General features: G+C 28.9%; 17 protein-coding genes. 8 read left to right on the top strand and 9 right to left on the bottom strand.

From position 1 onward, the window contains the following. The first annotated feature begins 163 nt into the window (after window positions 1-163). A complete protein-coding gene (locus tag Q5I67_RS05665; RefSeq protein ID WP_302486652.1) occupies window positions 164-3,712 on the top strand; it encodes a hypothetical protein in 3,549 nt (1,182 codons plus the stop codon). Window positions 3,713-3,853: 141 nt separating this feature from the next. Here Q5I67_RS05665 and Q5I67_RS05670 read toward each other — a convergent pair whose 3' ends face one another. Continuing rightward, the gene (locus Q5I67_RS05670; protein ID WP_302486653.1) at window positions 3,854-4,303 is read right to left on the bottom strand and encodes an Hsp20/alpha crystallin family protein; all 450 of its coding nucleotides are present in this window, start codon (window positions 4,301-4,303) and stop codon (window positions 3,854-3,856) included. A 48-nt stretch (window positions 4,304-4,351) separates the two neighbouring features. Further along, a complete protein-coding gene (locus Q5I67_RS05675; RefSeq protein WP_302486654.1) occupies window positions 4,352-4,831 on the bottom strand; it encodes an Hsp20/alpha crystallin family protein in 480 nt (159 codons plus the stop codon). Between the two features lie 969 nt (window positions 4,832-5,800). Between Q5I67_RS05675 and Q5I67_RS05680 the strand changes: the two genes are divergently transcribed. The 5 genes from Q5I67_RS05680 to Q5I67_RS05700 all read left to right on the top strand — a co-directional run bounded on the left by Q5I67_RS05680 (window position 5,801) and on the right by Q5I67_RS05700 (window position 11,332). Beyond that, on the top strand, window positions 5,801-6,919 hold the full coding sequence (locus Q5I67_RS05680) for an aldo/keto reductase (RefSeq protein WP_302486655.1): 1,119 nt from the start codon (window positions 5,801-5,803) through the stop codon (window positions 6,917-6,919). Window positions 6,920-6,948: 29 nt separating this feature from the next. Further along, complete coding sequence (locus tag Q5I67_RS05685; protein WP_302486656.1) at window positions 6,949-7,635, top strand: PDZ domain-containing protein; 687 nt, start codon at window positions 6,949-6,951, stop codon at window positions 7,633-7,635. Between the two features lie 150 nt (window positions 7,636-7,785). Next, window positions 7,786-8,667, top strand: a complete 882-nt coding sequence (gene ylqF / locus Q5I67_RS05690) for a ribosome biogenesis GTPase YlqF (protein WP_302486657.1) — start codon at window positions 7,786-7,788, stop codon at window positions 8,665-8,667. A gap of 139 nt (window positions 8,668-8,806) precedes the next feature. Next, entirely contained in the window at window positions 8,807-10,621 is a 1,815-nt protein-coding gene (gene typA / locus Q5I67_RS05695) for a translational GTPase TypA (RefSeq protein ID WP_296898600.1), read from the top strand. Between the two features lie 225 nt (window positions 10,622-10,846). Then, a complete protein-coding gene (locus Q5I67_RS05700) occupies window positions 10,847-11,332 on the top strand; it encodes a cell division protein SepF (protein WP_302486658.1) in 486 nt (161 codons plus the stop codon). Between the two features lie 65 nt (window positions 11,333-11,397). Here the strand turns inward: Q5I67_RS05700 and Q5I67_RS05705 are convergent, their stop codons facing one another. The 7 genes from Q5I67_RS05705 to Q5I67_RS05735 form a co-directional block, all read right to left on the bottom strand. After that, window positions 11,398-14,283 (bottom strand): DEAD/DEAH box helicase, encoded by a 2,886-nt coding sequence (locus Q5I67_RS05705; RefSeq protein WP_302486659.1) that lies wholly within the window; start codon window positions 14,281-14,283, stop codon window positions 11,398-11,400. Between the two features lie 86 nt (window positions 14,284-14,369). Further along, on the bottom strand, window positions 14,370-14,747 hold the full coding sequence (locus Q5I67_RS05710; protein WP_117584861.1) for a PH domain-containing protein: 378 nt from the start codon (window positions 14,745-14,747) through the stop codon (window positions 14,370-14,372). 84 nt (window positions 14,748-14,831) lie between these two features. Next, window positions 14,832-15,530, bottom strand: coding sequence for an SDR family oxidoreductase (locus Q5I67_RS05715; RefSeq protein WP_302486660.1), 699 nt, complete (start codon window positions 15,528-15,530; stop codon window positions 14,832-14,834). An 18-nt stretch (window positions 15,531-15,548) separates the two neighbouring features. Continuing rightward, window positions 15,549-16,289, bottom strand: a complete 741-nt coding sequence (locus Q5I67_RS05720) for a sulfite exporter TauE/SafE family protein (RefSeq protein WP_302486661.1) — start codon at window positions 16,287-16,289, stop codon at window positions 15,549-15,551. A 453-nt stretch (window positions 16,290-16,742) separates the two neighbouring features. After that, entirely contained in the window at window positions 16,743-17,774 is a 1,032-nt protein-coding gene (tsaD, locus tag Q5I67_RS05725; RefSeq protein WP_302486662.1) for a tRNA (adenosine(37)-N6)-threonylcarbamoyltransferase complex transferase subunit TsaD, read from the bottom strand. A gap of 36 nt (window positions 17,775-17,810) precedes the next feature. Next, complete coding sequence (locus Q5I67_RS05730; protein ID WP_302486663.1) at window positions 17,811-18,401, bottom strand: ribonuclease H family protein; 591 nt, start codon at window positions 18,399-18,401, stop codon at window positions 17,811-17,813. Window positions 18,402-18,472: 71 nt separating this feature from the next. After that, entirely contained in the window at window positions 18,473-19,360 is an 888-nt protein-coding gene (locus Q5I67_RS05735; RefSeq protein WP_302486664.1) for a helix-turn-helix domain-containing protein, read from the bottom strand. Between the two features lie 238 nt (window positions 19,361-19,598). On the opposite strand from Q5I67_RS05735, the gene Q5I67_RS05740 reads away from it, so the two are divergent. Beyond that, window positions 19,599-20,945, top strand: a complete 1,347-nt coding sequence (locus Q5I67_RS05740; protein ID WP_302486665.1) for an MFS transporter — start codon at window positions 19,599-19,601, stop codon at window positions 20,943-20,945. A gap of 49 nt (window positions 20,946-20,994) precedes the next feature. Beyond that, window positions 20,995-22,959: a glycoside hydrolase family 127 protein gene (locus tag Q5I67_RS05745; RefSeq protein ID WP_302486666.1), complete on the top strand. Its 1,965-nt coding sequence runs from the start codon at window positions 20,995-20,997 to the stop codon at window positions 22,957-22,959. Window positions 22,960-22,973: the final 14 nt, after the last annotated feature.

The raw sequence follows: 22,973 nt of genomic DNA on the forward strand, positions 1-22,973 counted from the left end.
ATTTATTTAGAAAGAAGGTTTTATTACGAGAGAGAAATTTATAAAATTTGTAATAAAAAAATTAGTTTGGTTTGAAAACAGAATAGAATATTATATTGATTATTTAAAAAGATGTATTTGTACAGAGTGTAATGATTATAAAAAATTAACACCAATAGATGATATGGAAAATGGAGATGAATATATTGATGCTTTGGATTGGGCTATTAAGCATAAAGATATAAAAAATATAGCTATTACTGCTCCTTATGGAGCTGGGAAAAGTAGTGTCATAAAGACATATGTAAAGAAGCATCCTAGTTTAAAATATACATTTATATCTATGGCGACTTTTAATAGTAGCGAAGGGAAATCTCAAGATGATGGGAAAAAAGAAGAGATACCTTTAGAAAAAATAGAAAATGTAATATTAAAACAATTTTTTTATAAAGTAAAAAAGAATATGTTGCCACAAAGCAGATATAACAAGATAGAAAAAATGAGCTATAAGTACATTTTTATATGGATTTTCTGCATTAATGTGTTTTGTTCAATTGGAAGTGTATTATTTTTTCCAGATGTTTTAAAGGAAAAAGTGATTAATTGTATTAATTTTTTAATTGATTTAGGTATCCCTGAATTTTGGTCATATGTAATGATACCATGTTTAGTATTATTAGAAATGATAATACTTACTATTATAATAAAACAGGGTATGATTAAATTAAAACTGAAAGAAATAAAATTATTTTCTAATGCTACTCTTGGAAGTGAAGCGATTGATGAAAAATCTATTTTTAATAAGAATATAGATGAAATTTTATATTTTTTTGAAGCAACAGGATATGAAGTTGTATTTTTTGAGGATTTAGATAGACTAGAAAACAATGATATATTCATAGAGTTAAGAGATTTGAATTTTATCATAAATAATTACGAAGGCTTAAAGAAACCAGTAAAATTTGTTTATGCAGTAAAAGATGAATTATTCCATAATAAAGAAGAACGTACTAAATTTTTTGATTATATTATACCTGTTATTCCAATAATTAATGAAAGTAATTCAGAAGATGTTTTTTTGAAGGAATTTGAAAATAATACTAAATGTAATATATCAAAAGAATATATAAAAGATATAGCACCATTCGTATCGGATATGCGAGTTTTGTATAATATTTTTAATGAATTTAAGATTTATAAAAGAACATTGAAAGATTCAGATAGTATAAAACTTGTAGATGAAAAGATGTTATCATTGATAATATTTAAAAACTTATATCCAAAAGATTTTGCTGAACTTCAAAATGAACAAGATGAAAGTATTGTTAAGCAAGCCTTTAAAAATAAACAATCATTTATAGAGAAAGAAGTTGAAAAAATTAGAAAAGATATAAATGAATTAGAAAAACAAATTATATCAGTAAAAGAAGATTGTTTAAAGAGTACTAAAGAATTAAAATATGCTTTTTGTGGTTATTTAGTTGATTGGAAAGGTGCTGTTTATAGAATAGAAAGACATAATGGATATTATAATAGAGATTCTATTTATATAGAAAGGATATTAGATGAGGACTTTAATTTAAAAGATATTTATAATAATAAGGATGATTATACTGTTTGTTATACTAGTGGTAATAGTAATAATCTAGATAAAAATATAAATTCTAATGATTTAAAATCATTATTAGAAAATTATGGCAAACGATGGAAGGCTTTAAAATTATTAGAAGATAAAAAAATGGATGGTATACATCATGATTTAGAAGAGTTAAATGAACAGTTACAGAATATATCAATATCATCTTTAAAAGAATTAATTGATAGAAATGATGTTAAAGAAGTTCTATCTGATAATGTTAGAAGTAATAAAGTCTTAGTCTTTATGTTAAGATATGGCTATATTGATGAAGATTATAGTATGTATATTAACTATTTTAAAGGAGATAGTATAACAAAGGATGATATGAACTTTATTCTTAACATAAGAAATAGAGAGGTTCAGTCATTTGATTATAAATTGACTAGATTAAGAGGTGTAGTTGATAGATTAAATATAAGAGATTTTAAGCAAAAAGAAGTTTATAATTTTTATTTATTAGAGTATTTATTATCAAATAGTAGTAAAGAAATTGATAAGAATAAATTAGATAATTTTATACAACAATTAGCAGATGAGAAAAAAGAAAGTTGGTCTTTTATAGATGCTTTTGTAAGGAAGAATAATAACAGAAAGAAATTTATAAATTTATTAGCTTTAAAATGGGAAAATATGTGGATTTTTTTAACTGAAAAAGCAGTATTGACATACAATAGACAAATAGAATATTTTAAATGGTTATGTGAAAGTTTAAAAGTAGAAGAATTGCTTAATTTAAATAAAGATAAAGCATTTGAGCATTTTTTTGAGGAAAATGAAGATATATTGATGCAACTTAAAGATGTAAATATTAATTATTTGGAAAAGATAATCGAGAAATTAGAAATACACTTTTATAAATTGAATATAGAAGGAGTTGATAGAGAACTTTTAAATTTTATATTTGATAATAAGCATTATGATATCAATAAATATATGATAGATACTATTCTTATGTACAAAAATAGTGAAATAAATGAAAACGATTTGAATAAGAAGAACTATACAATGATAATGACTTCTGGATATGATTGTTTAATAAATAATGTTTCCGATAATATTGAAGAATATGTAAAAGAAATTATATTGAGTAATGATAATAACTGTGATGATGAAAAATATATTTTAGATTTAATGACTAAATGTAGCGATGATATGGATTTAGTAGAAAAAATTATAGTGCATGAAGACTTTAAGTTAAAAAATATATCTGTTTGTGAAAATAAATATTGGATATTATTACTAAAACATAGAAAAATCAATGCTAATTTTGATAATGTTATTCAATATTGGAAACAATTTTCAAAAAATGGATTAGATGAGGTATTAATAGATTTTCTATCTACGGAATGTGATGCAATCTTAAATAGTGATAGAAGTTTTGTTGAAGAAAAGTTTATAAAAGATTTATCATTTAGTGATATAGATAATAATATTTTTGAAAAATATATATCGTATTTAAGATTTATTTTTAATGATTTAGAATTTAATTTTGCTTCAATGAATCAAGAAAAACTTAAAATTTTGATACAAAATAAATATATACCTTTAAATAAACAATGTTTTGATAAGATAAAAGGTATATCTGTAGAAATAGCAACATTGTATATATTATCAAATAAGGATAGTTTTATTGATAATATAGAAGTATTTCAGATTGATGAAGATATATTTAGTAATTTGCTGGAAGAAACGGGAATGACAGATAAAGTATTTTGTCAAAAAATAGTAAATTATTATGGTAGAAATTTTATGAATGAATATTTAAAAAAGGTAATTTTTAATACGGGTATTACTTTAACAAAAGATTTATTTAAAATTGTATTTGATAATATAGATAATAAAATAACATTGTTAGTAAGGCATTTAGATTTATTTAATGCTGATGAATTAGAAAATCTTTTTGCAAAAATGGATGGTGAATATAAAGAGTTATCAAATAGAGAAAAAAGACATAATATATATTTACCTATAAATGATGAAAATAAACGATTAGGTGATTATTTATATAAAATAGGATATATTTCAAATGAAGATAGATATGCTAAAAATAAGGAAGAAAATCAACTTTTATTTAGAATAAGAGCTAAAAAATGATATGAATTATTAAATATCATAAGTAAATAATAAAAATAGCCTTTATACTGAGACCTGGCAAATATCTCAAGTATAAAGGCTATCTTTAATTTATAAAGTATTTAATTTTAAAGGAGTTACAGGAGGAATGATCTACTTATATTAATCTATATCAATTTGAGTAGTTGTTGATTGTGGTTGAAGTTTTGGCAATGTCATTTTTAAAACACCGTCAGTATATTCAGCTTTAGCGTTAGCTTTATCTATCTGACCTACATAGAATGAACGTTGCATTGTACCATAATAGCGTTCTTGATGAATATAGTTATTTTCTTCATTTTGATTTTGTTCATTTTGCATAGTAGCTTTGATAGTTAAATAACCATTTTGATAATCAAGAGCGATATTTTCTTTTTTTACTCCTGGTAATTCAGCAGAGAGTTCATAAGCGTTATTAGTATCTTTTACATCAACTTTAAATGAGTTGAACATGGAATTTACTGGAGCAAATGCATTTTGGAAAAATGGTTCGTTAAAAACATCAAAAATAGATTTGAAAGAGTTGTCATTAGTTGCGAGATTATTTGTAAATGTAGGAATTAAACCAAACATAATAAATGCCTCCTAAAAGTTTAAAAGTCAAATTTTATTTAAATGAAATTAGTCAATATTGATTTGAGTTGTAGCTTCTTCTTTAGTAATTTTTGGTAAAACTACAGTCAAGATACCATCTTGGTAAGAAGCTTTGATATTTTTTTCATCAATATCATCAATGTAAAAAGAACGTTGCATTTCACCTACATAACGTTCACGGCGAATATATTTTTCTTGAGGTTTTTCGTTTTTATCGCCAGCATTTTCAGCAGGTTTTTCTTCTGTGGATTTTGTAGTAGTTGTTTTAATTGTTAAGTAACCTTTATTGTAGTCAAGAGAAATATTTTCTTTGGCGATGCCTGGTAATTCAGCTGTGAGTTCGTAAGCTTTATCAGTATCTTTTACATCGACTTTAAAGGATTTTACATAAGAATTCATTTTTGCAAATGGTTCATGAAAGAAAGGTTCATTGAAAACATCGAATAATTTATTGAAATCATCATCACTTTTAGCAATATTTTTTGCAAATGGAACTAAACCGAACATAAATAACAACCTCCATGTATTAAGCAATAAATAAAGTCAAAAAGTCAAATTAGATTTTGATTTAAACGGACTATGAAGTCCGTTTTTATTTATTGTCATTTATAAAATTAAAATTTGGATTTTGTAAGTATCTTAAGGGATACTTCTTATCTTTCATATCTCTTAACGTCCTTACAAGTATTATTATACTCGAATTAGTCAAAATGTCAATAATTATTTTTGACTTTTTGACTATTTTTTTATACTTATTTTATAAGCCTTTATAGAGCTTTAATTATTTAGATTTTGACTTTTTGTTATTTTTAAAATATATGAGAGGTACCATTTTGGTACCATCTCTTTATGAATTGATAAGCTTTATGTTGCAAAATCTAAGTAATATGCTATACTAAATGTAGGCAAAACATAGTGAAATAGTTCATATGAACAGCAAAACCCCATGAAGTTCGCACCTTCATGGGGTTTCTTGCGTTATATAGCTAACGTTAAAGCTAGGCTAGTTGCCACATAAAACTGAAAAAAGCATGTCTAACCCTTTGCAAATATAGTAGACAACTATACTTGCTATGACAGCTTCTAAAAACATAGTGAAACGAAACATATGAACACCTCCTAACTGTTACCAGTATAGGAAGGGCAACGAAAGATATTATAACATAGAATTATATTTGATGATATTATAATGATATCTTTTATTTGAGATGATTTATATTACTTTTTCTCAAAAATTTTAAAAGTCCTGTTCGCATAGGAGCTTGAACTTGTGTAGATATATTTATATCATCCTTTTTTCGTATTATTTTTATTTAATATATCTTTAAAACTTTTTTCAATTCTATTTCTAGGAATAGGATAAGTATCTTTTCAAGTTTTTGAATAACTTATTTTTATATTATATTTAATTTTGTTTAGAAAATATCTATAAAAAATATTATAATTTAAATAAATATATTTTAGGAGAGTGGGATTATGGAAAATTTAAAGAAACTTGGTTTTGGTTGTATGCGTTTGCCTATGCTTGATGTGGAAAATAACAAGGTGGATATGGAACAATTTTGTAAAATGGTTGATACTTTTATGGCAAAAGGCTTTAAGTATTTTGATACTGCTTATATGTATCATAATTATCAAAGTGAATTATTTGTAAAGGAAGCTTTAGTTAAAAGATATCCACGAGAAAGCTTTTTATTGGCGGATAAGTTGCCTACAATGCAGTTGAAATCCATAGAAGATAATAAACGTATTTTTGATGAACAATTAGAAAAATGTGGTGTGGATTATTTTGATTATTATTTATTGCATTGTTTAGATGTTGATAATTATGCAAAGGTTAAAGAATTTAAATCTATGGATTTTGTGCGTCAAATGAAAGCGGAAGGCAAGATTAAAAAGTTAGGTTTTTCTTTTCATGATACAGCAGAATTCTTGGAAAAGATTTTACTTGAAATTGGTGAAGATATTGAGTTTGTACAGTTACAGATAAATTATCTTGATTGGGAAAGCGATAGTGTACAATCTCGCAAATGTTATGAAGTTTGTCAAAAATATCATAAACCTGTAATTGTCATGGAACCTATAAAAGGTGGTAAATTGGTAAATATTCCGCAGGCTGGTATAGATTTATTGAAAGCTCAAGATGAAAAAATGTCAGTGGCTTCATGGGCAATTCGTTTTGCTAGTAGTTTGGATGATGTATTTATGGTGCTTTCTGGTATGTCAACATGGGAACAATTGGAAGATAATTTAAGCTATATGGAAGATTTTAAACCACTAACTAAAGATGAAATTGCAACAACTTTTAAAGTAGCAAAAATCATTAATGATACAACAGCTATTGCTTGTACAGCTTGTAATTATTGTAAAGAAAATTGTCCAATGCAGATTCAAATACCAGAAGTTTTTGAGTTATATAATAATGAAAAACGTTTCGGCATTGCTTCTGGCAGTAAGAAGAAATACCAAGATATGATAAAAAATCATGCGAAAGCTTCTGATTGCATTGAATGTAGAAGTTGTGAAGGTCATTGTCCGCAACATTTGACAATTGTTGATTATTTGAAATTAGTTGCTAAGACTTTTGAAGATTAAGTTTTTAAAATCTTAAGGAGATGATTTGGATGAAAAAAATATTAATCTTATTTATGTTATTGATGGCAATTACGTCTAGTTGTTTTGCTGCTAGCATTAATGAAGAATTTGAAAATACAAATGTTGAGCAAGTAAAACATGGTATAGTAAAAGCTATAAATATGTTTTCAACAAAAACTAATTTGGTAGAAAAAGATAATAATACGATTGTTTTATTCAATGTTGTTGATACGGTAGATAAAGATAATAAATTTATGTATCGAGATAAAAAAGATATTATTTGCGAATTAGTGCAAAAGGGCAATAACGTAGAATTAAAACTTTCTAATAGATATGAGAGAATTTATGCTGATGGTACTAATGAATTTGAAGAATATGATAACGTTAAGGAATTGCAAGCAGTATTAAATTCTATAAAACGTTTATTTTTCGATAGTTATATTTATGGCATAAGTTCTAGTCGTGAAATAAAAGATAATGGAGTTATTATTAATGTAGTTGAAAAGTCTCCAGCAGCAAAAGCAGGTATAAAAATAGGTGATTGTCTCATCAGTATCAATGGTAAATCTATAGTCGATAATTTTGAAGATTTTAATATGGGGTTAATGATAGATATGTTTTCATCTGAACCTGCAACTTTTGTAGTTGTTCAGGATGGCGAAGAAAAGACAATTGAAGTGACTCCAGATAAAATAGATGCTATAGGATTAAAATAAATTAAGAAAAATTTTTGATTTTATATATATATTAGTATATAATACTCTTTATAAGACACTGTCTTGTAGTTGACACAAGATAGTGCCTTTTTTGTTGGTAATTAATTTAAATGTTATAGATTATTTAATGTAAGGAGGATTTTTATTTTAATGGAAGATAATATGCAATATGATGATTTAGGCACACTTGCACAGTTAAACTGGTTTCCAGGACATATGGCAAAAGCTAAACGCATTATTATAGAAAATTTAAAATTAGTTGATGTAGTAATAGAACTTCGTGATGCCCGCATTCCTAATAGTAGTGCAAATCCAATTTTAAAAGATTTAATTGGTAAAAAACCGCATTTAATCGCTTTAAATAAAATTGATTTAGCAGATAATAATATCAATAATAAATGGGAAGAATATTTTACATCTATGGGAAAAGCTGTAGTAAAGATAAATTCTTTAGATGGTAAAGGTATTCGTCAATTGGTAACTGTAGCAGATGAATTGGCAAAGGCAAAAACTGCTAAATTCGCTAATAAAGGTGTAAAACCTCGTAATGCCCGCGTAATGATTGTAGGTATTCCAAATGTAGGAAAATCTTCTTTGATAAATAGATTATCGGGCAGTGCTTCATTGAAAACTGCTGATAGACCAGGCGTTACTCGTGCAAAACAGTGGATTAAAATAAAAAATAATCTTGATTTACTTGATACTCCAGGTATTTTATGGCCAAAATTTGAAGATCCAGAAGTGGGCTTAAATTTAGCTTTTACAGGAGCTATCAGTGATGAAGTCTACGATATTGAACGTGCTGCTGAAATTTTATTATGGCGTTTAAAAGATGATTATGCGAAAAATATTAAAGAACGCTATAAAATAGATGAATTGCCACAGACTAGTGAAGAGTTATTCGCTTTGGTAGGCAAAAAGCGTGGATTTTTACAAAAAGGCGGTATTGTAGATACTGAAAAAACTGCGATTGCAGTGCTTAAGGATTTTAGAGCAGGAAAACTAGGAAAAATATCTTTAGAAAGACCATAATTTTAAAGAAAAATTTTTATCTATTTAGGGAATTTAATTTGACATAAAGATATTGATATACTACACTAGTAAAGAGATATTTAATCTTTTTAGATAATGTAAACATAAAATTTTCATTAATACATTGGGAGGAATTTTTTTGTATACTAATAACAAATTGAGAAATGTCGCTATCATAGCTCACGTTGACCACGGTAAAACAACTCTTGTTGATGCAATGCTTAAACAAAGCCATATTTTCCGTGCTAACGAACAGGTAGCAGAACGAGTAATGGACTCTAATGCTATTGAACGTGAACGCGGTATTACCATTTTGTCTAAAAATACAGCTGTAATGTATAAAGATATAAAAATCAACATTGTTGACACACCAGGCCATGCTGATTTCGGTGGTGAAGTTGAACGTGTACTCAACATGGTTGATGGCGTTTTACTATTGGTTGACGCTTCTGAAGGCCCTATGCCTCAGACTAAATATGTTTTACGTAAAGCTTTAGAACAAGGTTTAAAACCTATCGTTGTTATCAACAAAATTGACCGTCCTGACCAGCGTATTGATGACGTTTATGACGAAGTTTTAGAACTTTTCATGGAACTTGGTGCTGATGATGATCAGCTTGATTTCCCTGTTGTATACGCAATCGCTCGTGATGGTATTGCTAAACTTGATCTTGACGATGAAAGCGATAGCTTAGAACCATTAATGGATTTACTTATTAAAGAAATTCCAGCTCCACAGGGAGATGTTGATGGCCCTCTTCAAATGATGGTAACTACACTTGATTCTGATGAATATGTTGGTCGTGTAGCTATCGGTCGTATCATGCGTGGTAAAATCAAAGAAGGTCAAAATGTAGTAGTTATCAGTGGTGATGGTGAAACTAAAGAACGTATCGGTAAAGTATATGTTTACCAAGGTTTAAAACGTATTGAAGTAAAAGAAGCTGAACTTGGTGAAATCGTAGCAATTACTGGTCTTCCTAGTGCAAGTATCGGTCATACTGTTGCTGATGCTGAAAATCCAGAAGCTTTACCTAGCATCAATATTGATGAACCTACATTATCCATGACTTTTGGTGTTAATACTAGCCCATTTGCTGGACGTGAAGGTCAATTTGTAACATCTCGTCATTTACGCGATCGTTTATTTAAAGAAACTGAAACAAATGTAAGCTTACGTGTTGAAGAAACAGATAGCCCTGATACATTTAAAGTTTCTGGTCGTGGCGAATTACATCTTTCTATTCTTATCGAAACAATGCGTCGTGAAGGATATGAACTTCAGATTGGTAAACCAGAAGTTATTTATAAAGAAATCAATGGTCAACTTTGTGAACCAATTGAAAACTTAACTATTGAAGTACCACAAGAATTCATGGGTACAGTTATGGAATCCCTTGGTACTCGTAAAGCAGAACTTTCCAATATGACTGAACTTAAAGGTTACTTACGTCTTGAATTCACTATTCCTGCACGTGGCCTCATTGGTTTCCGTTCTGAATTCTTAACTAATACAAAAGGTAATGGTATTATGAACCATGTATTCCGTGGATATGCTCCATATAAAGGTGATATTCCAGGTCGTAGCCGTGGTTCCTTAGTAGCATTTGAACAAGGTGAAACAACTCCATATGGTATTTACACTCTTCAAGATCGTGGTGTAATGTTCATTTCTCCAAACCAAATGGTTTATGAAGGTATGATTATTGGGGAAAATACTCGTGAACTTGATATGGACGTAAATCCATGTAAAAAGAAAAATGTTTCCAATATGCGTTCTTCTTCTTCTGATGAAGCTATTCGTTTAACTCCACCTCGTCTTTTAAGTCTTGAACAAGCTCTTGAATTCATCAATAAAGATGAAATGGTAGAAGTTACACCAGAAAGCATTCGTTTGAGAAAAACTATTCTTGATAAATCCCAGCGTGGACGTTTACGCAAAAACGCAAAATAATTTGATGATGATATTTTAAGAAGCGACATCTATATATGTCGCTTCTTAGTATATTTACGGATTTATTTAAGTAGTTAAATAATCAAATAAATTTTATGAAAATAATATTTATTGCAGGTTTTTGCAGGATTTTTTGATTTTATATAGAATTATCCTAGTATGGATTTATTTTTATTTTATATAAAGTGTATTTATGAGTTATAATGAAATATTTGAGGTGAAATTATGGCTGATTTTTTATCAAAAATTACTAACTTCTTAATTCCAGAAGAAGTTGAGGAAGTAGAAGCAAAAGTTGAAGAAAAACAAAAACAAACAGTAAAAGTAGCTCCTAGCGTTACTCGTGTGGCAAATGGCCCTTCTATTTATACTAATGTATCTGAAACTACAAGAGACGAAGCAACATCTAATTATGAAGAAAAAAATAATCATCGTCCTAGTTTAAAAGTATATAAACAACCGAATATGAATATACTTGTATTTGAACCTAGTAATTTCAATGATACAAGAATTGCAGCTGATGCATTAAAAGCATCTAAAGCCGTACTTATCAATTATGAAAAGATTGAACAAAGAGAACAAGTTCGTATTTGTGATTTCATGAATGGTGCTTGTTATGTATTGGATGGTTCTGTAAGAAGAATTTCTGCAAAAATGGTATTATATGCACCAAATGGCGTATCTATTGAAGAAATTATGGCGTCTAAATAAGAAAAGACATCTATGAAAATGTAAGTTTAAAAAGGACTTATCATTTTTTATAGATGTCTTTTTATTTAAGTGTTTGTAAGATAATCGAAAATGTCTGCTCGTACAGGTGTATCCAATTTATAAAGGATTTTAAAGCCATTATATTTTGGTGCAAATTCTGGCTCACCTTGAGCTGTGATTTCTCCTAAAAAGTAAAATTCTTTAGCTTCTTTGTCTTCACTAGGTTTGCGTACAAATAGATATAATGTATTTTTTTCTTCTTTGGCATTATATATATGTTTAGCATCACTAGAGTCTAATTTTCGATTGCTTTTGGAATAGGCTGTAATCAAAGTGTTGTTTAAAAATTCATTAGTATAATCTACTCTTTTTTTATCTGGAGCTATATAATTGATAAATACTGGCATGGTATGCGTAGTTTTTTCATAGAAATAACCAGCCATAGCATTAGGATTTATTTTTTGAGGCCAATTTAATAGATAACAAACTTCTTCATAAGTGTATTTTTGATATAAAACAAGGTTAGTATTTTTGTATTTATTTTGATAGTATTTTTGATATCTTTTTAGGGCAAAATCGAGAATTTCATTTATTTGAAAATAGAACTTTTCATCTTGTAAAACTGATTTAAAAATATCACTGATGATGTAATCATTATCGCTTTCTTTGATGAAAATGCAATTACTAAATTTAGCTTGCTCATTGCTGATAGTGAATAGATTAGTTAAATTGCGTATTAGAGAAGTTTTTATTTGCTCAGTTAATTTTTGATGGTATTTTGTAGTTAAAATATGTTCGATATTCACCAGTAAATGAGATGTGTTTTTTAATAATAATTTTAAAGCTATGAGTTCATGAATTCTTTTGCCTTTAGCGAAGCGATAAGAGATAAAATAAAGAATTTCTTCTTGAATTTTAGTAAATCTAATTGTGTAATCTCTATCGTATTTTTGCAAGAAATTATGATATGTTTTAAATTTATCAAGAAATTTTAAAATGTCTATACTACCAAACTGGGAAAAATCAAAGATAGAAGGAATTTTTCCTAATTTTTGTTTTAATTGTAGATATTCATTTTTTAATAAGGCTGTATCGCTTAATTTGGCACTATCAATGGCTTGATAGATTTTTTGACGAGCTATTTTATCAAAATGAATGGTAGAAGCACCAAAGATGAAGCGATTGCCTTCTGCTATATAATGACGGATATTATCTTTATTGTATGAAGTATCACCAGATAGGGCTATTGGTATCATAAAGTTATTTTGATAGTTGCCGATAAAGTCGAGAATTACTACATAATCTTTTTGTGGATATTTACGAAGCCCACGACCTAATTGTTGAACGAAAATAATGGCTGATTTTGTAGGTCTGAGCATAATTATTTGATTTATAGCAGGAATATCAATACCTTCATTCATAATGTCTACAGTGAATATATAATCAAGACCTGTAGAGCGTTCTTTTTGTTCTAATTTATGAATGGCATTAGTTCGCGTTTCTTGACTATCTTTACCTGATAGAGCAATGGTATGAAATCCTCGCTCATTAAATTTTTGTGAAAGTATTTGGGCTTCTTCTATTTGACTACAGAATATTAAACCGCGTAGACGTTCTCCACTAAAGCCATAGTATTGAGATTGATTGATGATATGTGTTACGCGAGCGTCTGTAGTTAAATCATTAAATGTTGAATTATCATTGATTTCTTGATTATCGACTGTGATATCAGTGATGCCAAAGTAGTGAAATGGGCAGAGTAAATTTTCTTGCATAGCTTGATTTAAACGAATTTCATAAGCTATATTATGATCAAATAATTGGTAGATATCAAAACCGTCTGTGCGTTCTGGTGTCGCTGTCATACCTAATAAAAATTGTGGCTGGAAATAATTTAAGATTTTTAAATAACTACTAGCACCAGCTCGATGAGTTTCATCAATGATGATATAGTCAAAATGTGTTGGTGTGAATTGAGTTAAATTTTCTTCTTTGCTTAGCATATTTATGGTAGCAAATAGATAAGGTTTATGAAAATCCTTATGATTAGCTGACAAAATACCATATTGGATATCTGGTATTATCTGGGCAAAAGTTTTACAAGCTTGTTTAAGAATTTGTTCGCGATGGGCTAAAAATAATAAACGTTTAGGATTGGCTTTTTTGACAGCAAAGGCACTTAAATATGTTTTTCCTGTGCCTGTAGCTGATATCAATAATGCTTTATGTTTATTATCTTGTTGTAATTTTTCTAATGCTTTTAATGCTTCCTGTTGCATTTTATTAGGAGCAATATCATTGGTAGAGATATTTTCTTGAGCTGTAGCAAATTCTCTTTTTAATTTTTGTAAAGAATGATATTTAGTAGCATATTGTTTAAGCCAGATATCAGTCAAAGGCAGGGCTTCTTGCCACATTTGTTGAAATTGGGATAGTGTATTGTTGATTAAAGCACCATTTGTTAAAGAATTTATTTTTAGACTCCATTCTTTATTTGCTTTTAAGGCTGTTTGCGTTAAATTATTACTGCCTACAATTAAAGTGTAATAATCGTTTTGTTCAAAGATATAGCCTTTGATATGAAAATTTTCTTTAGTATAGATGTGAATATTTAAATTAGGATATTGTTGCAGTTCTTGTAAAGCTTTTGGTTGATTAAAATATAGATAATCAGTGGTTAAAATATCGCCAGTGATGTTTTTTTCTTGAAGTAGTTTTAAACATTCTTTAAGACAAATTAAGCCACTTTGAGTGATAAAAGCTATGGCAAAATAAAATCGTTTACAAGTTTGTAATTCCTGAAGTAATTCTACTAATAGATTAGAGCCATTGTTGTAATCATTATAGATTATCTGTGGTTGTAAATCAGGCAAGGAATTTATTTCCTTATCTATAAGAGCAGTAGCAAGACTTTGTTGTAATTCTTGTATGGAATAATTTTGTGTTTGCATAGAGTAACCTCATAATTTTATATTGAATTTATTGATAAAAAAGGCTGAGTTTAAATCTCTAAAGGATTTTAAACCCAGCTTTTATTTTAACGTAATACATATTCAGCTAAAATAGCTTGTAGTTGATAAATGTCTAAACTTTTATCAAATTTTTTGCTAATAGGCATATCCATACCAGCGACATATATTTTTAATTCAGCATCTAAATCGAAATGACCAGCTGTTTCAATGCTGAAATGTCTTATGCTTTTATATGGTATAGAATGATATTGTGTTTTTTTGCCTGTAAGACCTTGTTTATCCACAAGGATAAGGCGTTTGTCGGTAAAAATAAATAAATCACGAAAGATTTCATAAGCCTGTTGAATGCTTTCACCATTAGCTAATAATTTAGCGTAATCTTGGCGGATATCATCAAGATTTGCTTTAGAGGCATTGCCTAAAAGATTATCAAATAATCCCATAAAAATTCCTCCTATACTTATATACATATTTTTATATTATAGATATTTATATAATATAATTCTGTGTATCAAGGAAGAATACCTTTATTTATTGTAATACCAATCATAATCGTCATGGTAAATCATTTGTTTCGTCATGCCACCATCAACGACGATATCTTGACCGGTGATAAATGAAGATTTTTCACTGCAAAGAAACATCACAGCATTTACAATATCTTTTGGGACACCAACGCGATTTACTAAATGTTGAAGTTTATCTGCTGAGGAAAATTTACTATTTGTAGTATCTATCCAACCAGGAGAAATACTATTTACACGAGCTTTTCCACGTAATGTTACTGCCATAGCATGAGTTAGTGAAGAAATTGCTCCTTTAGCAGCAGTGTAACTTTCAGTATCTGCTTGACTCATCAAATGACGGCTAGAAGAAATATTTACGATGCTAGCATTGTCTTGAAGATGGTTCATAAATAATTTAGTGAGCATAAAAGGAGCTACAGCACCAACTTTTAGTACATAGAGAAAATCTTCATAAGAAGCAGTAGTTAAGCCACCTTTCATAAGACAAGCATTATTGATTAAATAATCTATTTTTGTATGCTCATCAATTACTTTTTGGGCAAATTGCGTCAATATTTTTTCATCAGCAATATCGCCAACAAAATAATCATTAGGTAAAACATCAATAGTACATACTGTAATATTTCGAGCTTTGAATTCATCACAAATGGCTTTGCCAATACCTCTAGCTCCACCAGTAACAACAGCAACTTTATGCATATAGTTCTCCTTTATCTTTTAATTGATAGCTGAATAAATAGTATATAAAGCACTGAATAATAACATAACAAAAACGAGTCGATTAAATATTTTTTGAGAAACATATGGAAATAATTTATTACCTAACCATAAAGCGATAAAACAGAAGGGGATAATATAGAGGCTTTGTTCAATAGCAAATGAAAAATCTTTTCCTGCTAAATAAAAAGCAAAGATACCTAAATAATTGATAATAGTAAAATAAGCAATGCAAGTGGCACGTAAAGATGTTTTATCACGATTGGTAGATGTTAAATAAATAATAAGAGGTGGGCCACTCATACTGGTAGAAGTATTTAAAATACCAGATAAACAACCAATAAATCCTGTTTTACAGGAAGTTTCCGTAACTCGTTTACGATAAATTTTAGTGAGAAATAAAAATAATAGGATAACAGCTGCTATGAAAATTTTTAATCCCATGGTAGGCACAAATAGATAGATGAGAATACCAATAGGATGACCAATTACTGAGCCTATCAGCAATGGTTTTAGAAAATGCCAATCAATATTATCTTTGACAAAAAATACAAAGACAGTATCAAGAACAACAGATAAAAATTGCAAAAGTACAACGACTTCTTTGGCATCATAGACCATTAAAAGCAATGGCGTAGAAACAATAGCAAATCCAAAACCCGTCAAGGATTGGATTAACGTAGAAATAAAAGCTATACCAATAGCTAATAATAACGAAGTATCAGAAAATATCTCTAACATAAAAAATCGCCCACTTTAAGTATTAGTTCATTTCTTTGATGACAAAGAAACGAACCAAAGAAATCACCGCAGATAAAATTTTAATTTTGAAAATAATTATCACTTCATACAACGCTTAGAAACTCGCTTCGCTCAAACATTCAGACTAAAACCGTATTCAGTGATAATTGTTTTCAATAATCTTGCGATTACCATTAAAATTTTATAATGCGGAAAATAAAAGTTACAAATTATTATTTTGTAATTGTTTTTAAATAATACCAAAATTTCCCGCATTAGCAGATTTTACGGTAGCTGAAAGCTATTGATAAAGATAAAATTATGGCTATGTTTTTAGTCCAACTGTTTGAACAAAGTGAGTTTTGGACGTTGTAGACATAATTTTATCTTTATCAAAGTAAAATCAATATCGCGGGATTTTTTCTTTTAGATAAAAGAAAAATGAATAAATCCTTATTCTTTGTCAGTTAGTTCTAGATAAGGGATAGCGTTTAGGTTGCTATCGGCAAAGTCTCCTGCTTGGGCTTGGTAGTAGCCACGGCAGGCTATCATGGCAGCGTTGTCTGTGCATAAGATTTTGCTTGGGTAGTAAAATTCTAAGCCATTTTCTTTGCATGCTTTTTGGAGATGTCCTTCTAGGGAACTATTTGCTGCTACGCCACCGGCAAGTACGAGTTTTGTCATGTTAGTTTGACGAGTTGCTTCTACAGCTTTATGCACTAAGATATTAACTACTGATTTTTGGAAGGAAGCGGCAACATCAGCTTTGTTGATTTCGATACGTTTTGCTTTCATATTGTTTAAATAATTGAGCACAGCTGATTTTAAGCCACTGAAGCTGAATTCATAGTTACCTTTTTCATTTAATGCCATAGGGAAATCAATGGCATCAGGATTTCCTTCTTTAGCTAATTTATCAATTTGAGGGCCACCTGGATAAGGTAATCCCATTACACGAGCTACTTTATCAAAAGCTTCACCAGCTGCATCATCACGAGTTTGTCCCATTAGGGAAAAATGATTATAGTCTTTTACGTGAACTAGGGAAGTATGTCCACCGGAAACTACGAGAGCCATAAATGGTGGTTGGAGTTCAGGTGTGGATAAGAAATTGGCGAAGATATGACCTTCTAAGTGATTTACACCAATTAGTGGTTTATCTAAAGCAAAAGCTAATGTTTTAGCAGCAGATACGCCTACAAGTAAAGCACCTACTAATCCTGGGCCATACGCTACAGCAATGCGATCGATATCTTTTAAAGTAACATTTGCTTTGTGTAAGGCTTCATCTAAAACAGGCATGATATTAACAATATGTTTACGAGAGGCGATTTCAGGAACGACACCTCCGAATTTTTGATGAATTGGAATTTGAGTAGAAATTACATTAGCTAGTATTTCTCTGCCACCACGTAAGATAGCAACAGAAGTTTCATCACAGCTAGATTCTATACCTAAAGTCAATGAATTATCTGTAGTAGTCAAATTTTTATTCCTCCTCTAATTTTATTAAGCAATTTATTATAAACCTAAAGCTTGTTTAGCTAATTTGTCAGCAAGTTCATTACCTAATACTCCTGTATGACCTGCTACTTTTTTGAAGGTCACTAGATGTAAATATGGTTTCATGAATTTAGCATATGCTTTAGTCAATTCTTTATTTGTTTTCCAATTGCCTAAAGCCCATTCAGATAAGCCAATATAATCGTGGCAGATTACAATTTTTTCATCGTGAGCAATAGCCCATTTGGTAGCTTCCATAGCACCTTGGATTTCTCCCGCTACGTTATGTAGTTCGCTAGCATCTATGGAAGTGCCTTTTCCATTGAAAGTATCTATTAATTTACCTTTATAAAAAATAGCCATACCCCAGCTATATTCACTATTTATATATGAGCCATCTACATAAATATAATAACGATCATCATCTTGTTCAGAAATATTGGTAGAAGGTTTATCTTCTAAATAGTTTTGAGCTTCTTCTTTTGTGGGAAAAGATTTAAATAATGCTCCTTTAAAACCTTGTGTTTGTTTTTGGCATTCAGCCCAAGTAGTGAATATTCCTGTTTGGTAACCCTTTTTTACTGCGTAAAATTTCTTTTTTGTAGCCATATGTCCTCCTTTACAATATGTTTTATTATAGCATTTTTGTTTTATTATAGCTATTTTAATTAAAATAATACCTAGATTGATTTTAGATTTTGTTTTCTATAATTTGTGGGAGTAGTGCCGACTATACGTTTAAATTGTTTAGTAAAATATGCATTATCATCAAATCCTACAGATATAGCCACTTTATTAATAGAAAAGTTTGTGTATGTTAATAATTCTTTAGCCTTTTGTATGCGTATGTGCAAGAGTAGTTGTAGTGGACTCAAGCCATATTTATTTTTTACGCAACGAATTATATGTGTAGGATGAAAAGCATATTCATCAGATAGTTTTTTTAAATCAAAGCTTTCTGTATAGAATAGAGAAAAATGTTCATAAATTTTTTCTGCTACATTTTTAGTATTTGGCTCATGAATATCACAAAGAATGCTTAAAATAGAAAAAAATAATTGTTGGCTCTTTAATTGAGAAACAGTTGAAGAATAGAAATCTTTTTTGGGTTTAGTTTTATCAATTTTTACTTGAACAATAGTATTCATATATTCAGCCATTTGAGATTGTTGTTCGACTGTTAGTGAACCATGTTGAGGTAATGATATATGGAAAGGTTCTTTAGTAAATTGATAATTTGCTTTTTGTTTGTGATTTTTATCGTAGATAGGTTTATCCATATATTTGAATTTACCAGTAGTATAAAAATGTAGCCAAAAGAAATCTGTAGCTTCATCACAACATTTATATCCTTTGTGTAATCTATTTGGTGGTAAAATTAAGAATTCTCCTTTTTTGAGAATATATTTTTGAGAATTTTCTTCTAAATAAAGTTTGCCAGCAGTTACAAATATTAAGTCAAATGTAGACGGCATGATTCTTCTTAAATGTAAATCGCCTACTCGATATAATGATTTACCTCCTACTATTAAATGAGGTAAAGGTGGACAAGTAAAAATAATATACAAAAAATCACCTCAAATATTAATTTCGTTATAGTAATAAAAGTTGAATCTAAGCGTAATATTGATAATTATTAATATTACAATAGATATTTTTTTATTAGTTATGATAATTTTATTATACTATTTATGCTAATATTATACTATTAAATGTTAATTTTATTTATTTAAAGTTTTCAAATAATTATATAAAATATAAACAGTTAAAAGTTACGTGACTAAAAAAAATAAGGTGGTTTTAAATATGAATAATAATCAAATTAATCATAAAGTACCATTATCTGGTCGTTTAAGTTATGGTTTAACTGATGGATGCGGAAATTTATTATATTGTATAATAGGTTCTTATTTGTTGTATTTCTATACAGATGTTTTTGGTTTATCTGTTGCTACAGCTGGAGCAATTTTATTGTTTACTCGTTTATTAGATGCAATAGATGCTCCTGTTTGGGGTTTTATTGTTGACCATACTAAATCTAAATATGGACAATCTAGACCATACTTTTTATGGTTATGTGTACCATTTGCTGTATTTATGTGGCTTACATTTACTACACCAGCTCTATCAGGTACAACAAAAATAATTTATGCTGTAGTTACTTATATATTAGCAGGAATTTTTTATACGGGGATACAAACAGCAATTACTTCAATATTACCGAATTTAACTCATCGTCCAGGTGAACGTGTTATATTAAATACATTTCGTATGGTTGGCGGTAATATAGGGGCATTTATCTGTATGACTTTTACATTGCCTTTGGTTGCTTTTTTTGGTGAAGGAAATGAACAAAAAGGGTTTTCATATACATTAGCATTTTTTGGTATTATCGCTATTGTTTTATTTATAGTAGCTTTTAAGAATTTACGTGAAGTTAACGTAGAAAAAATAAAAAGTATACCAATAAAAGATAGTGTAAAAGCAATAAAAGGTAATTGGCCATGGATATTGGTTGTTATAGCTAATTTGATTTTTTGGATAGCATTAACTATACGTTTATCCACTGTAGTGTATTATTGTCAATATTATCTAGGAGATAAAAGTTTAACAGCATTTATAAATGGCATAATGTTGGTTCAAGTTGTAGGTATGATTTCTATTCCATTATTGGTAAAAAGATTTAATAAATATGGAACAATGATTTTAGGTTTTATTCTAGTTGCAGGCGGACATATTGGTATTTTCTTTGTAGGCACTAATATAGAATTAATGATTATTTTTTGGATTATTGCTTCTTTAGGGCAAGGTATAGCATGTTCAATGCCATTTGCTATGCTTTCAGATACAGTTGATTTTGGAGAATGGAAAACAGGTATTCGTGCTAGTGGATTTTTAACAGCTATAGGAAGTGCATTTTGTATCAAAGCTGGCTCTGGAATAGGCGGTTTTATTCCAGCAGCTGTTATGAATTTATTTGGTTATGTGCCTAATGCAGTACAATCTTCAACAGCATTATTTGGTATACAATTCGTATTTACATGGCTTCCTGCAATAATTTTCTTATGTGGAATTATTCCTATGCTTTTTTATCGTAAGTATGAACAAAATGAAAATAATATTCTTTTAGATTTAGCAAAAAGAAATAGTTAATAAAAAATAGTTAATAGATGAAAATCGATTATTATTAAGGAGATTTATTATGTTTGAAAATAAAATAAAAATAACAGCACCATTTTGGCAACAATATATAAATTTAATCCGTGAAGAAATGTTACCTTTTCAATGGTCAGTATTAAATGATGAAGCTGATATTAAAATTGAAAAAGAAAGAGATGCAGATCATATACCAGCAGAGAAAAGCCATGCTATTGAAAATTTTAAAATTGCAGCTGGAATAAGCAAAGGAAAACATTATGGAATGGTTTTTCAAGATAGTGATGTTTATAAATGGCTTGAAGCAGTAGCATATGCATTACATCAACATCAAGATGACGATTTACAAAAAATTGCAGATGAGGTAGTAGATTTATTAGCAAAAGCACAACAAAGTGATGGATATTTAAACACATATTTCACTATAGAAGCACCAGAGCGTAGATATAAACGTTTATATCAGAGTCATGAACTTTATTGTGCAGGGCATTTTATTGAAGCAGCAGTTGGCTATTATAGTGTTACAAAAAATCAAGAAATATTAGATATTGCTTGTAAATTGGCAGATCATATTGATGATGTTTTTGGCAGTGAAGATGGAAAAATTCATGGATATGATGGACACGAAGAAATAGAATTGGCATTACTTCGTTTATTTGAACTTACAAAAAATGATAAATATAAGAAATTAGCAAATTTCTTCTTATATGAACGTGGAAAAAATCCAAATTTCTTTAAAGAACAACAGAAAACAGATCCTTCAACTAAACCTGTAATTGAAGGTATGGAAAGTTTTAAGCCAGAATATTATCAAAATCATAAGCCTATTTTGGAACAAGAAACAGCTGAAGGACATGCCGTACGTGTTATGTATATGTGTACAGGTATGGCTATGTTGGCTCGTTTAAATAATGATGAAAAAATGTTTGAAGCTTGTAAACGTTTATGGAAGAATATTGTTACTAAACGTATGTATATAACAGGTGGTATAGGTTCTACTGTTATAGGAGAAGCATTTACTGCAGATTATGATTTGCCAAATGATACAATGTATTGTGAAACATGTGCCTCTATAGGATTGATCTTTTTTGCAAATAATATGTTAAAATTAGATGTGGATAGTCAATATGCAGATATAATGGAAAAAGCTTTATATAATACAGTTATAGATGGTATGGCTCTTGATGGGAAACATTTCTTTTATGTAAATCCATTGGAAGTTGTTCCTCAATTAAGTCATAAAGATCCAGGTAAATCACATGTAAAAACTGTTCGTCCAGCGTGGTTTGGTTGTGCATGTTGTCCACCTAATTTAGCTAGATTATTAAGTTCTTTAGATGAATATATGTATACAGTAAAAGATGATGCTATTTATAGTAATTTATATGTAAGTAATAAATCTGATTTTAAAATTAATAATCAAGTGATAAGTATTGAAGAAATTACAGATTATCCATGGGATGGAAAAATTACTTTTAAAGTAAATAGTGAGGCAACATTTAAATTAGGTTTACGTATTCCTAGTTGGGCAAATAGATATTCATTCAAGCTAAATGGTAAAGAATTTATACCTAAAATAGAAAAAGGATATGCTATTATAGATAAAACTTGGGAAAAAGGAGATATAGTTATTTTTGATATACAAATAGAAGCTAATTTTGTTTGTACAAATCCTTTAGTTCGTGAAGATTATGGCAAAGTCGCTATACAAAGAGGCCCTATTATTTATTGTGCAGAAGGTGTGGATAATGGAGCTAATTTGCATTTGATAACTATAGATACAAATAAGAAAATAAATGAATATAAGGATAATGATAGCTTAGGGGACATTGTAAAATTAGAATTAGAAGCTGAAAAATTAATTTTAGATAAGCAGTGGAATGATGTCTTGTATAGAAATATAGACGTAAAACAAAATAATACAGAGATTATTAAGTTAAAACTAATACCATATTTTTGTGCCTTTAATCGCGGTGAAAATGAAATGGCTATTTGGTTGAAAGCTAAATAATAAATAAAGCTCCT

This window comes from uncultured Megamonas sp. (assembly GCF_958438645.1).
Taxonomy (GTDB): Bacteria; Bacillota; Negativicutes; order Selenomonadales; family Selenomonadaceae; genus Megamonas.

Bases quoted from the DNA above. Each gene is read 5' to 3' on its own strand.
- Q5I67_RS05665 (WP_302486652.1), top strand. From the start codon at position 164: ATGGAAAATGGAGATGAATATATTGATGCTTTGGATTGGGCTATTAAG.
- Q5I67_RS05670 (WP_302486653.1), bottom strand. From the start codon at position 4,303: ATGTTTGGTTTAATTCCTACATTTACAAATAATCTCGCAACTAATGAC.
- Q5I67_RS05675 (WP_302486654.1), bottom strand. From the start codon at position 4,831: ATGTTCGGTTTAGTTCCATTTGCAAAAAATATTGCTAAAAGTGATGAT.
- Q5I67_RS05680 (WP_302486655.1), top strand. From the start codon at position 5,801: ATGGAAAATTTAAAGAAACTTGGTTTTGGTTGTATGCGTTTGCCTATG.
- Q5I67_RS05685 (WP_302486656.1), top strand. From the start codon at position 6,949: ATGAAAAAAATATTAATCTTATTTATGTTATTGATGGCAATTACGTCT.
- ylqF (WP_302486657.1), top strand. From the start codon at position 7,786: ATGGAAGATAATATGCAATATGATGATTTAGGCACACTTGCACAGTTA.
- Q5I67_RS05700 (WP_302486658.1), top strand. From the start codon at position 10,847: ATGGCTGATTTTTTATCAAAAATTACTAACTTCTTAATTCCAGAAGAA.
- Q5I67_RS05705 (WP_302486659.1), bottom strand. From the start codon at position 14,283: ATGCAAACACAAAATTATTCCATACAAGAATTACAACAAAGTCTTGCT.
- Q5I67_RS05710 (WP_117584861.1), bottom strand. From the start codon at position 14,747: ATGGGATTATTTGATAATCTTTTAGGCAATGCCTCTAAAGCAAATCTT.
- Q5I67_RS05715 (WP_302486660.1), bottom strand. From the start codon at position 15,530: ATGCATAAAGTTGCTGTTGTTACTGGTGGAGCTAGAGGTATTGGCAAA.
- Q5I67_RS05720 (WP_302486661.1), bottom strand. From the start codon at position 16,289: ATGTTAGAGATATTTTCTGATACTTCGTTATTATTAGCTATTGGTATA.
- Q5I67_RS05730 (WP_302486663.1), bottom strand. From the start codon at position 18,401: ATGGCTACAAAAAAGAAATTTTACGCAGTAAAAAAGGGTTACCAAACA.
- Q5I67_RS05740 (WP_302486665.1), top strand. From the start codon at position 19,599: ATGAATAATAATCAAATTAATCATAAAGTACCATTATCTGGTCGTTTA.
- Q5I67_RS05745 (WP_302486666.1), top strand. From the start codon at position 20,995: ATGTTTGAAAATAAAATAAAAATAACAGCACCATTTTGGCAACAATAT.